Here is a 12,452-nt window from a genome sequence, read left to right as displayed (position 1 = left end):
CCTCAGGGCACCAGGAGCAACTGCCGTTCCCGCTCCTGGTCGCCCGAGGCCACTCCGTCGTTGCGTGCGGTGAAGGCGCGGGACAGTGTCTCGCTCGCCGCCTCCACGGCCTGCGGCGTGCCCTGGACGGTGACCGTCACGGGCGCGGACAGCGTGCCGTCCGCTGCCCGCGCGGGCGCGTCCGCGGCCTGCGGGGTGCCGGGGGAGCCGAAGGTCGCGGTGCGCACCGTCGCCCCCTCGTCGGAGGGCCGGCCGTCGGGAGCCCCGAAGACGCCCTCCAGGGCGCGGACGATCGCCCGCGCGTCGTCGATGCCGCCGCCGTCGAGCGTCACGGTGAGCTGAGTGTCGGACATTCTTCGCCTTCCTTGCCGCGCGTCGGTCGGTCCCGGCCCGTGTAACCCTCCCCCGATCAGCCAAACCGGCCCTCGCCGCGCCGGCCCGGCGCCTGAGTGGGGGGATCGCGGGAACAGGGAAGGGGACGCAGGCGATGGCCCACGGGAGGAAGACGTGACGCACTCGGACTCGGAACCGGCTGAGGGACAGGTCCGCCGCAGGGGCCGCAACGAGACCGAGGAGGAGCGGGCGGACCGGATGTGGACGGAGCTGATCCAGGAGGTCCGCGTCGCGCAGATGGGCGTGCAGATCCTGTTCGGCTTCCTGCTGACGGTCGTGTTCCAGCCGAAGTACGAGAGCCTTTCGGACACCGATCAGATGATCTACCTGATCACCGTCGTCCTCGGCGCCGTGACGACCGGCGCCCTGATCGGCCCGGTCTCCCTGCACCGCCTGGTCTCCGGACGGCGGGTGAAGCCCCAGGCCGTGCGGTGGGCGTCCCGGCTGACCGTGCTCGGCCTGGTACTGCTGCTCGCCACGACGGCCTGCTCGCTGCTGCTGATCCTGCGCGTCGCGACCCACGACGGTTTCGTGCCCTACCTCGTCACCGGAGTGGTGCTCTGGTACCTGCTGTGCTGGTTCGGGATACCGCTGTGGACCCGGCACCGCCACACCCGCTGAGCAGCCGCGGTCCGCAGTCCCGGGGCTGTCGGCCCTCCGCCGTCACCCCTTCGCGATCAGCCCTCCGCCGTCAGCTCGGCGAGGAAGTCGTCGACGTGTACGCGTTCCCGCCCCGGCCGGACCACCGTGTGCGTCTCGCGCAGGAAGGCGTCGACGGCCGCGGCCCACACGAACACCACGGCACGGTGGCGGCCGCCGTCGGCCCGGACGGCACCCAGGAGTTCGATGCGCAGCTCGTCCCACATCTCCCGGGACTCCGGCCGCAGCCGCACGTCGCCCACGCCCACCGGACGGGTGAGCCCCTCGGCGACCATCTCCCGGTCCAGCGCCCAGCGGGCGAGCACCCGGCCGTCGTGGCTGAAGACCACGGTGAGGGCGAACGGGTCCGCCGCGTCGTACCCGAAGTGGGCGAGCACCGGGAACCGGTCGGCGGTGTCGCCCGCCTGGAGCTGCACGACCAGGGTCTTGTGCACGGCGGTGTTCACGAGGGCCTCCATGAGGACGGACGTAGATCCCCCGGGTACCCCGCACAGCGGCAAGATGCTCAGTCATCCGGGTGATTCACCTGTGCCGGGTTTCAGTCGCGGCCGAACTCCTCGCGCAGCGCGGGCAGCAGGGTCTGCTCCGACCAGTCCAGGAAGGCGGGCTGCGACTCGCCGCCGATCTGCACCAGCGCGATCTCGGTGAACCCGGCCTCGACGTACGGGCGTACGGCCGCCACGAAGGCGTCCGGGTCGTCGCCGCAGGGGATGGACTCGGCGACGTCGTCGGGCGTCACGAACTGGGTGGCCGCCTCGAAGGAGTCCGGGTGCGGCAGTTCGGAGTTGACCTTCCAGCCGCTGCCGAACCACCGGAACTGCGCGTGGGCCCGCTTGATCGCCGTGTCCCGGTCGGGGTCGTAGGAGACGGGCAGTTGGCCCACGCGCGGCTTGCCCGTTCCGCCGTGCCGGTCGAAGGACTCCAGCAGCCCCGCCTTCGGTTCGGTGGCGATCACCAGGTCGGCGGACTCGCCCGCCAGCTTGCAGGAACGCTCGCCGGAGACGGCGATGCCGATGGGCGGCGCGCTCTCCGGCAGGTCCCACAGCCGGGCCGACTCCACGTCGAAGTGCGTGCCGCGGTGGTTGACGTGACCGCCCGCGAAGAGTCCCCGGATGATCTCCACGGCCTCCTGGAGCATCTCGTGCCGTACGTCGACGGACGGCCAGCCGCCGCCCACCACGTGCTCGTTGAGGTTCTCGCCCGATCCGAGCCCCAGCCGGAACCGGCCCTCGGACAGCAACTGCAGCGTCGCCGCCTTCTGCGCCACCACCGCCGGGTGGTACCGGAAGGTCGGACACGTCACGTACGTCATCAGCGGGATGCGGGAGGTCGCCTGCGCCGCGGCGCCCAGCACGCTCCACGCGTAGGGGGCGTGTCCCTGTGAGCGCAGCCAGGGGAAGTAGTGGTCCGAGGTCACCGAGAAGTCGAAGCCCACCTCCTCGGCCCGCACCAGATGGCCGACGAGTTCCCGCGGGCCGGCCTGCTCGGTCATCATCGTGTATCCGATGTGTGCCATGGCGGCCGAGTCCCCGCCCGGCCCGGGGGAAAACAGGTGGAAACGGAGCGGAAGGGGTCAGCTCGCGTCCTCGCGGAAGGTCGCGAGGAAGGCGGCGAGTGCCCGTTCGTTCGCGGTGTCGTCCCAGTCGCCCGCCGGAGTCGTCCAGCGCAGCGAGAAGCTGCGTCCGCCGCCGAGCAGGAAGCCGCGGCCGAAGGTGTGGACCCGGGTGCCGTCGTCCCCGGCCAGCCACTCCATGTCGGCCGCCGCACGCCCCCGGTAGGTGGTCGCGCGGATCTCGCCGATCCGCCGGTAGCCGTCCGAGCGGGCGAGGCCCGGCTCGACGTCGTCGCGCCAGACGGCCACCGCGTCCGCGCCCGCGCTCCTGCTGTAGGTGACGGCGAGGGTGCGCGGGTCGCCGGACGCGCCGAAGACCACCCGGTACGCGCCGTCCGGCACCCGCGAGGTGTCCAGTCGCCGCCAGGTGCCGGGAAGGGCGACGGAGAAGCCCTCCGGCGCCTCGTAGCGGTGGAACCCGGCCGGAACGGGGACACCCGGCCGCGACGGTGAGGCGCTCGGGCTCGGGCTACCGGAGGGGGAGGGGGGTGGCGCGGAACCGGCACCGGGACCGGAGCCGGAGCCGGTGGGCGGGGCGGCGGGCGACGAGGGGCGCTGCCGGGCGTCCGGGGCGGCGCCGTCGTCCGTGCCGGGGAGCCCGTCGGTGGCGGTGAGGACCGCGAGGACGGCGACCGTGACGGTCACGAGGGCCAGGGCCGTCCCGGCGGCCATGGCCCGCCGCGGCCGGTCGCGGCCCGCCTGCCGGGCGGCGGCGTACACACCGCGAAGCCCGGGCCGGGTGGTCGCCTCGGTCACGGTGGTGCCGGGTTCCTCCGCCAGCGCCCGGGTGAGGGCCGCGCGCACCACCGGGCGGGTCAGCCGCTCCCGGGAGTTCTTGCGCAGCAGCCCCTGCACGGCCCGGGCGAGCGGACCGGCGCGCACCGGCGTGCGCAGCGGCAGCCGGTCCACCCCTCTCAGCGTGGCCTCCGGCCGGCCCCGGTCCCGGAACGGCGGCCGGCCCTCCACCATCGTGTAGAGGATCGCGCCCAGCGTCCACAGGTCGGCCGCGGGCCCGATCCGCTCGTCGCGGGCCTGCTCGGGCGAGGCGTACGCGGGTGCGGTCAGCCGCGGGGCGAGGGTGGCGCCGGCCAGCCCGAAGCCGGTGACGACGACGGAGCCCTCCTCGCGCACGAAGACCTGCCCCGGGCTCAGCTCGCCGTGCGTCACGCCGTGGGTGTGCGCCGCCTCCAGCACCGCCAGCAGCTCCAGGCCGACGCGCGCGGCCCGGGCGTATTCGAACGCGCCCCGGCGGTCGAGGAGGTCACCGAGCGGAACAGCGGCGACCCATTCGGTCACCGTCCACAGCATGCCGTCCGCGACCACCGCGTCGAGCACCACGGCGATCCGCCCGGGGCACAGCGAGGCCATGGTCTCGCCGGTGCGGATCACCCGGTCCGGGGCCCGGCGGACGGCCTCACCGGCCCCTTGCTCCGGCAGCGCGATCTGCGTGACCAGGCACGGGCGGCCCGTCCTCGTGTCCTCCCCGGACCAGCAGACACGGTTCGTCTCGCGCTGGACGACCTCGAACAGGCGGTAGTGCCCGGCGACCAGCTCGTGTGTGGAGACGTGCGCCCTGCCCATGGCCATCCCTCGTTCGCACCGCCGGCTCTCTGCTCGACCAGAGGTACGTCGAGGGGACGGCGGTGCGTTCAGCGAACGCGCCCGGCGGCCCCGTTTCTGACCCTTCTTCAAAAACGGGGCGTGCCGGGGCCGGGCCGCACCCGGTCCCGCGTCAGCGCAGTCCGAAACGGTCCGCCCACCCCGCCATGTCGGCCACCGTGGCATTGCCCCCGCACACCACGAGCCCGATCCGGGCGTCGCCGCCCACCCGCTCCACGACCCGCCGGGCCGCCGGGAGCAGACAGCCGGCGGCGGGCTCGGTCCACACCTTGGCGTGCTCGGCGAGCGCCAGCGAACCCCGCACCGCCTCCCGGTCCGGCACCACGAGCACCTCGCTGACCAGCTCCGACACATGGTCGTACGTCATCTGGGAGACGGCCGGCGCACTGAGCGTGGTGACGACCGAGGACAGGGGCACCGCGAGCGGCCCGCCCGCCGCGAGCGCCCGGGACATGGCCTCGGCGCCCTCGGTCTCCACGCCCCAGATCCGCACCCCGGGCCGCAGCGCCCGCAGCGCCGCCGCCACGCCCGCGATCAGCCCACCGCCGCCGATGCTCACCAGCACGTCGGTGAGGTCCGGGGCGTCCTCGGCGAACTCCAGTCCCACGGTGCCCTGCCCCGCGATCACCACGGGGTCGTCGAAGGGGTGGACCAGGGTCAGCCCCTCCTCACGGAGCCGGGCGACGAGCGCGAAGGCACTGTCCATACCGTCGGTGAGCCGTACCACCGCGCCGGCCTCCTCCGCGATCTCCACGGAACGGGCCGGCGCCGTACGCGGCATGACCACCGTGGCCTTCACGTCGAGGGCGGCGGACATCACCGCCACCGCGATGCCGTGGTTGCCGCCGCTGACCGCGACGACACCGGCGGCCCGCTCGGCCTCGGTCAGCGACAGCAGCTTCGCCGTGGCACCGCGCGCCTTGAACGAGCCGGTGCGCTGGAGCAGCTCCAGCTTCGCGGTGACCGGGACGCCGAGCAGCGCGGACAGCCCCGGGCTGGGCACGGTCGGGGTGCGTACGACATGTCCGGCGATCCGCTCGGCCGCGGCTTCGATCTCCGTGATCCCGATCAAGGCACTCTTCCTTCCGGCGCGGGCGGTGATCCGCGCCCCCTCGCACCCTTTCGCGCGACGCACCCAAGGTCAACACGGATCCCGGGGGAGGAAGGAGGGGTCAGTGCTGCTGCGTCTTCTGCGGCGTCGCCTCACTCGGCCGCACGACGACGAAGCCCTCGCCCTGGAGCAGCAGCTGGACCGCCTCGCCCGAACCGCCGCGCAGCATCGAGCCGATCGACTGCGAACGGTGCAGGGAGGTCGAGAGCCCCGCGGACCAGCCGACGATCGCGTCCGTGTCGACGTAGACCGGGTACTGGTGCGAGACCGGGATGACGAGCGGATTGCCCTCGCACACCAGGCCCAGCCGGCCCTGTCCGGTGAAAACGCTGTTGAACAGTCCGCCACCGGCGATGCCCGAGCCCTTGACGGTGGCGATGCGGTAGGACAACGAGGCGTCGAAGCACAGGACGTTGCGGCCGTTGACGGTGAACTCGTCTCCCGGCTCCACCTCGACGATGAAACAGTTCTGGGCCTCGTGCGCGAACCAGGCCTCGCCCTGTCCGCGCACCGCCATCAGTGGCAGCCCCTCGCCGGTGACCGCGCGCTTGAGCATGCCGCCCACGCCCTGGCCCTTGCGTTCGAACTGGAGGCCGCCCCGGTAGGCGATCATCGCGCCCTGCCGGGCGAGCATCTCGCCGTTCACCGCGTAACGGATGCACTTGGAGTTCTCGACGGTCATGCCCGGCGCTGTGGCGGGCTGCACCATGTGCTCGCTGGAAAAGAGGTCACCCTTCATGACGGCATCCTGTCCCGGAGTGTCCCGTTCCGCCAAGATCCGGGGCCGGTGGACAGTTCAGCCGCCGAAGAGCTGGGTCCAGTACGTGCCCGCACGGCCGCCGCCGGCCAGCCCGACACCGATGTGGGTGAAGTCGGCCTTGAGGATGTTGGCCCGGTGCCCCGGGCTGTTCATCCAGCCCTCGACCACGTCGGCGGGGGAGCGCTGGCCGCAGGCGATGTTCTCGCCGACCGTGCGCCGGGCGGCGCCCGCGGCGGCGGCCCGGTCCCAGGGCTGGCCGCCGTCCGGATCGGTGTGGGAGTAGAAGTCGCGGGCCACCATGTCCGCGCTGTGCGCCTGCGCCGCGGCGGTCAGCCGGGCGTCGACGGACAGGGCGGGCAGCCCCGCCCCCGCCCGCTCCCGGTTGGTGAGGGCGGCGACCTCCGCCGTCGTACGGGCCAGGCCGTCCGGGGTGAGCGGCACCGCCCACACCGCCGTCCAGTACGTGTCGCCCGCAGGCCCGCCGGTGACGTGCGCCCACCCGGCGTGCGTGAAGCGGCCGTCGTGCAGCGGGCGCCGGGTGCGCTCGGTGCGCAGGCAGTACGCGACGAACTCGGCGGGCGTGCGCGGACCCGAGACCAGGTGCTCGCCGACGGTGAGATACGCGAACCCGGCCGAGACGACGCGCTGGTGGACCGAGACGCCGTCCCGCGTCTCGACGCTCAGGGTGCCCGCGGCGGCCATGGCGGCGGCGTGCGCCCGGGCCGCGGCGAGCAGCCGGGAGTCGGCCCGCACCGGAGGCGAACCGGCCGCGGCGCGGGCCGAGTTGACCAGCACCAGGAAGCCGTCGGACTCGGCCCCCGGCGGGACCGGGTCCGGCCCCGCGGCGGACTCCGGCGGCGCCTCGTCGCTCACCTCCACGCCGAAGTCCCGGGCCAGTCCGGCGAGTCCGTCCGCGTACCCCTGCCCCAGGGCGCGCACCTTCCAGCCCTCGCCGCGCCGGTAGAACTCCACGAGCAGCAGCACGGTCTCCTGCCCGGCACGCGCGGGGGTGAACCGGGTGACGGCCCGGCCGCGGGCGTCGGTGACATGGACGGTGGGGGAGGGGAGCGCGCTCAGGGCGGTGCCGGGGTCCGACGGGCCGACCGCCACCGTCACCCGGGTGGCGCCCGGCCGCAGCCGCGCCGGATCGACGGTGAGCGTGTCCCCCCGCAGCCTCGCGCCGGGCGCCTCCGGCTGGTTGTAGAAGACGAAGTCCTCGTCGCTCCCGACCTTGCCGCCGTCGTCCGTGACGAGCGCCGACACGTCGAAGCCGGCGGGCACCCGTACGCTCACGGGGCCGCCCGGCAGAGGGACGTTGCCCCCGGGGACCAAGTCGCTCATCGTGCCGTCCTGTGTCGTGGTGCGCGCTCCGGGTACCGGTGCCGGGTCAACGTCCGCCCGGCGGCGGGGGTTCCCGGGGCCCGCCTCAGTGCGACGACGTCGGCTCCGGGGCGACCAGGCCCTGCCGGTGGGCGACCGCGACCGCCTCCGTGCGGCTGGCCGCGTTCAGCTTGGCGAGGATGTTGGACACGTGGACGCTGGCGGTCTTGGCGCTGATGAACAGCTCCTCCCCGATCCGGCGGTTGCTGTGCCCCAGCGCGAGCAGCCGCAGGACGTCCTGCTCACGGGCGGTCAGCGCCGCGGCGCCCGCTCCGGCCGGTGCCGGGCCCGTGAGCCGGCCGCGGCGGGCCAGGTCGTCGAGCCGCTCGCGCAGCACCGTCGCGCCGAGCCGGTCGGCCTCCCGGCGTACGGCGTCGGCCTCGGCGGCCGCCTCCTCGCGGCGGTCGGCGGCCAGCAGGGCCTCGGCCAGCCGCAGCCTGCACCGCGCCCGTTCATAGGCGTCGCCGTACGTGAACGCGGCCACCGCCTTCTCCCACGCCGCCGGGTCCGGCGCGGCGTCGGCGACCCGGGACCACTCGGCCTCCGCGCGCGCCAGCCACGCCTGGCCCTCCGGGCCCTGCGGGTCGTCGTCGTAACCGTGCGCGGCGGACCAGCGGGCGTCGGCCAGCAGTTCGGCCGCCGTCTCCGTCCAGCGGACCACCCCGGCCTCGTCCCCGGCCCGGCGCAGCTCGCTCACGGTGTCGGCGACGGCGGACAGCGCGAGGGTGGCGAGGCGGAGGGTCACGGTGGGCCGCGTGCCCGCCTCGGTGAGCGTCTCGACGCTGGACCGCATCCACCGCACGGCGTCCTCCGCGTCCCCGCGCAGCGCCGCCGCGTCGGTCAGCACGACGCCCGCGACCATCCGCGCCATCCAGTCGAACGGCCCGCTCAACAGCGCGCGGGCCCGGTCGACCGCCTCCGAGTCACCGCGCGCCAGCGCCACGTACAGCCCGGGCCCGAGGGCGTGACCGTCCAGGGCCGGCCGCTCCCCGGCGTCCTCGGCGGACTCGCGCAGCACCTCGTCCCAGTGGCCCAGCGTGTACCGCACCAGCAGCCGCAGATACCGCATCTCCCGCGGGTAGGGCGAGGACAGCAGCCCGGAGCGGCGGGCCCGGTCCAGTCCCTCCGACGCCCAGGGCAGGCACTCCTTCAGGTCGCCGGACTCGAAGCAGCCGATGGCGAGGTTGAACAGCGCCCGCAGCTCCACGGGCGCGTTGCCCGCCCGCCGCGCCAGCTCGCGTGCCTCCAGGAGCCGCTCCCGGCCCCCGGGGGTGGCGCGGTTGTGACCCTCCAGGCTCGTCAGGGAGATCAGCAGGTCGGCGCGGGCGTCGGTGACCCCCAGCTCCTCGGCGGCCCCCAGCGCCCGGCGGGCCACCCGCAGCGCCGTCTCGTTCTCACCGACCTGGCGGGCCGCCGTCACATGCGTGGCCGCCGCCCACACCCACGTCGACGAGGGCGGCTCGGCGGGGATCAGGCCCAGCGCCTCGCTGCTGTAGGCGTACGCGGACTCCAGGTTGTCGACGCTCAGCAGATTGCCGGCCAGGGTGTAGCGGACGCGGGCGGCCAGCTCCAGGTCCGCGTCCTGGCCGAGGCCCGCCAGCGCGGAGCGGGTGAGGGAGACCGCGCGGTGCAGCTCACCGGCGTGCACGGCGGCCGCCGAGGCGCGCAGCGTCAGCGTCACCGCGTCGGGTCCGGCGGGACGCGCGGCGGCGTCGACCGCCGTCCACAGGTCGAGCGCCGCCTCGACGTGCCGCAGCTCCTCGGCGGGCGCGCCGACCCGCTGGGCGTGGTCGGCGGCCTCCAGGGACGCGGCGAGCGCCTCCGGCAGGTCGTGGCTCTCGCGGTAGTGGTGCGCGCGTTCGGCCGCGTGGTCCGACCGGCGGTCCGGACCGGCGAGCAGCCGGGCGAACGCGCCGTGCAGCCGGGCCCGTTCACCGGGCAGCAGGTCGGCGTAGACCGCCTCCCGGGCGAGGGCGTGCCGGAAGGAGTAGGCGCCCCCGTCGCCGGAGACCAGCAACTGCCGCTCCACCGCCTCGCGCAGCGCCGACTCCAGCTCCCCCTCGGGCAGCCCGACGGCGTCCCGCAGCAGGTCGTGCCCCACCCGGCGGCCCGCCACTGCGGCGGTGCGCAGCACCTGCTGGGCGGTCTCGGACAGCTGCTCGAAGCGGATGAGCAGGACGTCGGCCAGTCCGCTGGGGACGCCCCCGGCCGGCGCGTCCGTGGCGGCGACCAGCTCCTCGGCGTAGAAGGCGTTGCCCTCGGCCCGTTCGACGATCCGGCGCACGGTGGTGTCCGGCAGCCGCCGCTGCCGCAGCGAGCGCACCAGCCGGGCCACGTCGGCGTCCGGCAGCGGACGCAGCTCCAGCCGCTCCACGCCGGGCAGGCGCACCAGCTCGGCCAGCAGCGGGCGCAGCGGATGGCGGCGGTGCAGGTCGTCCGCCCGGTAGGAGGCGAACAGCGCGAGCCGGTGGCCGGGCGCCCCGCCCGCCGGACGCTGCAGGACTCCCCGGCTGAGCAGGAACCTCAGCAGGTCCCGGGAGGACTGGTCGGCCCAGTGCAGGTCCTCCAGGACCAGCAGCAGCGGTGCGACGTCCGCCAGGTCGGTGAGCAGCGCGGCCACGCCCTCGAAGAGCCGCAGCCGCGAGGGCGCGGCGTCGGTCCCGTCGTCCGGGCCGCCGCCGAGCAGCCGGTCGGCCACCGGATGCCCGGCCAGCACGGCGGCGAACCGCTCGTCGGCGGCGAGCAGGCCCAGGATCTCGGTGAACGGCAGATACGGCAGACCCACGTCGCCCAGGTCCACGCAGTGACCGGTGAGCACGGTCGTCCCGGCCGCGGCGGCCCGCCCGGCGACCTCGTCCAGGGTCCGGGTCTTGCCGACCCCGGCGTCCCCGGCGACCAGGACCGCGCGGGCCTCGCCGGCGCGGGCGCGCTCCAGTACGCCGGTGAGACGCGCGAGTTCGTCCTCGCGGCCGACGAGCGGGCTGGTGAGTGAGGTCTGCGACACGCCGCCCATCCTGACACGCGGGCCGGGCGGCGGGCCTCCCCGTCCCCGGCCCCGCGGCCGGGTCAGCGGTGCAGGGCGGCCGCCCAGTCCGCCGGGACCCGGCCCGCCGGGCCGGGCGCCGGCTGGTCGGCCGGGTGGCTGCCGGGCGGGGCGAGGTCCGGGCCCGACTCGCGGACCTCGTTGGTCGCGTAGTCCCAGTACCAGTCCTCGCCCGGCTCGAAGCTCTGCACCACCGGATGCCCGGTGGACCGGTAGTGGCCGGTCGCGTGCTGTCCCGGCGAGCTGTCGCAGCAGCCGACGTGGCCGCAGCTCGCGCAGCGCCGCAGGTGGAACCACCAGCCGTCGGCCGCGTCGCACTCGGCGCAGCCGGTGCCGCTCGGCGGGACGGTGGGGTCGATTCCGGTGTCGCTGGTCATACCGGCTCCTCGGTCGGATCGGCTGGATCGGTCGGCTCGGTCGGCTCGGTCGGCTCGGTCGGCTCGGTCGGATCGGCTTCCGCGGCGGTGAGCGGCAGGAGCACCTGGAAACGGGTGTCGCCCGGCACGGACTCGACCTGGAGGCTGCCGTGGTGCTTGTTGACCACGATCCGCCAGGAGATGTCCAGACCGAGCCCGGTGCCCTCGCCCACCGGTTTGGTGGTGAAGAACGGGTCGAAGATGCGCTCCCGGATCTCCGGGGCGATCCCGGTGCCGGTGTCCCGGAACTCCACCAGCAGCCGGTCGTGGTGCAGTGCCGTCCGCACGGTCAGCGTCCCCTCGCCGCCCGCGCCGTTCACCGCGGCGACCGCGTTGTCGATCAGGTTGGTCCACACCTGGTTCAGCTCCGCCGGATACGCCGGGACGTCGGGCACCGTACGGTCGTACTCCTTGACGACCTCGATCCGCGGGCCGATCTTCCCGGAGAGCATCAGCAGGGTGCTGTCGAGGAGTTCGTGGACGTCGACCGTGCGGTGGGGCGCCCGGTCGAGCTGCGCGTACTGCTTGGCCGCGTCCACCAGGTGCGAGATGCGGGCGGTGGAGTCCGCGATCTCGTTCATCAGCAGCTCGGTCTCGACCGTGTAGTTGAGCCAGCCGACCGCTCCCGGCAGGATCTCCGCGTCCACGGCCGCCGCGACCTGCTCCAGCCACTCGGTGTCCAGACCGGCCTGCACGAAGGTCGGCGCCAGCTGCCAGCCCTGCTCGATCCCGTGGTCCGCCAGCCAGTCGCCGAGGGCGTCCTCCCGGTCGGCGGCCTCCAGCGGGCTGAGCGAGGGCGCCTTGGCGACCCGCTCCGCCGTGCGCTCCTGTATCTCGATGAGCCCCGCGAGCGCGTCGCGGGAGAACGGGCCCTCGGCGATCACGGCGAGCTTGTGCCGCATCTTCGCCACCCGCTCCCGCAGCGTCGAGGTGGCCCGCACCGCGGCCGCCGCCGGGTTGTTCAGCTCGTGGGTGAGACCCGCGGACAGCGAGCCCAGCGCCAGCAGCCGCTCGCGCTGGCCGATGGCGCGCTGGGTGTTCTTGGACCCGAAGAACAGCCCCTCCAGCAGATGCACCGCCATCGGGAACCACTCCCGCATGACGGCCGCGAAGGTGTCCGCAGGCAGCACGAAGAACCGCGTCGGCTCGGTGACCCGCATCGAGTTGTTGTAGACCTGCGGCACCCGGTCGCCGACGTACGCCTGCATCGCGCCCGCGTACACCCCGCGCTGCGAGGTGCGGTTGGTCTCCACCTCGTCCCCGCCGACCCGGCGGGTCAGCACGACCGTCCCCTCCAGCATCACGTAGAAGCAGGTGGCGTCCTCGCCCTCCGCGTACACGGGGCCCGGGTCGAACAGCTCCACCCGGCCCTCGGCGCACAGCCGGCCCAGCTGCTCGGGCGTCAGCCCCTCGAACAGGAACAGCTTCCCGACCTCCTCGGGGCTGCACGGCATCGG

General features: G+C 74.6%; 11 protein-coding genes. 1 reads left to right on the top strand and 10 read right to left on the bottom strand.

The annotated features are described in order from the left end of the window. Positions 1–2: 2 nt before the first annotated feature. Positions 3–353, bottom strand: a complete 351-nt coding sequence (locus BZZ08_RS07405; protein WP_104631329.1) for a hypothetical protein — start codon at positions 351–353, stop codon at positions 3–5. Between the two features lie 238 nt (positions 354–591). Here BZZ08_RS07405 and BZZ08_RS07400 point away from each other — a divergent pair, with 238 nt between their 5' ends. Further along, positions 592–1,014 (top strand): DUF6328 family protein, encoded by a 423-nt coding sequence (locus BZZ08_RS07400; RefSeq protein ID WP_241965406.1) that lies wholly within the window; start codon positions 592–594, stop codon positions 1,012–1,014. A 56-nt stretch (positions 1,015–1,070) separates the two neighbouring features. On the opposite strand, the gene BZZ08_RS07395 is transcribed toward BZZ08_RS07400, so the two are convergent. The 9 genes from BZZ08_RS07395 to BZZ08_RS07355 all read right to left on the bottom strand — a co-directional run bounded on the left by BZZ08_RS07395 (position 1,071) and on the right by BZZ08_RS07355 (position 12,449). Then, a complete protein-coding gene (locus BZZ08_RS07395) occupies positions 1,071–1,499 on the bottom strand; it encodes an SsgA family sporulation/cell division regulator (protein WP_104631435.1) in 429 nt (142 codons plus the stop codon). Between the two features lie 92 nt (positions 1,500–1,591). Then, complete coding sequence (locus BZZ08_RS07390; RefSeq protein WP_104631327.1) at positions 1,592–2,569, bottom strand: LLM class F420-dependent oxidoreductase; 978 nt, start codon at positions 2,567–2,569, stop codon at positions 1,592–1,594. A gap of 57 nt (positions 2,570–2,626) precedes the next feature. After that, a complete protein-coding gene (locus BZZ08_RS07385; RefSeq protein WP_104631326.1) occupies positions 2,627–4,246 on the bottom strand; it encodes a serine/threonine-protein kinase in 1,620 nt (539 codons plus the stop codon). Between the two features lie 151 nt (positions 4,247–4,397). Next, positions 4,398–5,357, bottom strand: a complete 960-nt coding sequence (locus tag BZZ08_RS07380; protein WP_104631325.1) for a threonine/serine dehydratase — start codon at positions 5,355–5,357, stop codon at positions 4,398–4,400. Between the two features lie 100 nt (positions 5,358–5,457). Continuing rightward, entirely contained in the window at positions 5,458–6,135 is a 678-nt protein-coding gene (locus BZZ08_RS07375; protein ID WP_104631324.1) for an AIM24 family protein, read from the bottom strand. 57 nt (positions 6,136–6,192) lie between these two features. Next, the gene (locus BZZ08_RS07370; protein ID WP_104631323.1) at positions 6,193–7,497 is read right to left on the bottom strand and encodes a CAP domain-containing protein; all 1,305 of its coding nucleotides are present in this window, start codon (positions 7,495–7,497) and stop codon (positions 6,193–6,195) included. 85 nt (positions 7,498–7,582) lie between these two features. Continuing rightward, entirely contained in the window at positions 7,583–10,549 is a 2,967-nt protein-coding gene (locus BZZ08_RS07365) for a helix-turn-helix transcriptional regulator (protein WP_104631322.1), read from the bottom strand. A gap of 53 nt (positions 10,550–10,602) precedes the next feature. Next, positions 10,603–10,956 (bottom strand): UBP-type zinc finger domain-containing protein, encoded by a 354-nt coding sequence (locus tag BZZ08_RS07360; protein ID WP_104631321.1) that lies wholly within the window; start codon positions 10,954–10,956, stop codon positions 10,603–10,605. Then, the gene (locus tag BZZ08_RS07355; protein WP_446750242.1) at positions 10,953–12,449 is read right to left on the bottom strand and encodes an ATP-binding protein; all 1,497 of its coding nucleotides are present in this window, start codon (positions 12,447–12,449) and stop codon (positions 10,953–10,955) included. Before BZZ08_RS07355 ends, BZZ08_RS07360 begins: the two co-directional genes overlap by 4 nt. Positions 12,450–12,452: the final 3 nt, after the last annotated feature.

The organism is Streptomyces sp. MH60, from assembly GCF_002939385.1.
Lineage (GTDB): Bacteria > Actinomycetota > Actinomycetes > Streptomycetales > Streptomycetaceae > Streptomyces.
Note: the sequence above shows the minus strand (reverse complement) of the source record. Positions and strands in the feature narration are given on the sequence as shown.